The sequence below is a fragment of the Agromyces sp. NBRC 114283 genome, from assembly GCF_030268405.1.
GTDB lineage: Bacteria > Actinomycetota > Actinomycetes > Actinomycetales > Microbacteriaceae > Agromyces > Agromyces mediolanus.
In genome coordinates, this window is record NZ_BSQP01000011.1 from 1 (window position 1) to 334 (window position 334).

A 334-nucleotide genomic window follows, 5' to 3' on the forward strand; every position below is an offset into this window, starting at 1 on the left:
CGCCCGCCCCTGCGGGAACTCACCGGGAACGGCGAATTCGAGCGCCGCGCGGCCGAGCGCCTTGTCGGGGTAGACCGCGGTGGAGCGCGCCGAGAAGTCGTAGATGACCGCCGACGACACCAGCTGGGCCTCGGCGAAGCCGGTGCGATACTCGAGGCGTTCCAGGAGCGCGCCGCTCACCCCGGCGCCCGCCTCGAGCCCGTAGCTGGCTCCGCCGGCCAGGCAGATGGCGTGGTTGAAGTCGTAGCCGCCGGAGAGCCCCACCGCCCCGCCCCGCGCGTCCACCGCGGTGCGGGCGCCGGCGGGGATGTGGATCACGGTCGCACCGGTGGGC

General features: G+C 75.1%; 1 pseudogene. It reads right to left on the reverse strand.

What is annotated here, in order from left to right:
- Positions 1-318: pseudogene (locus QSJ60_RS19050) on the reverse strand (6-aminohexanoate hydrolase); the annotation flags it as partial.
- Between the last annotated feature and the right edge of the window lie 16 nt (positions 319-334).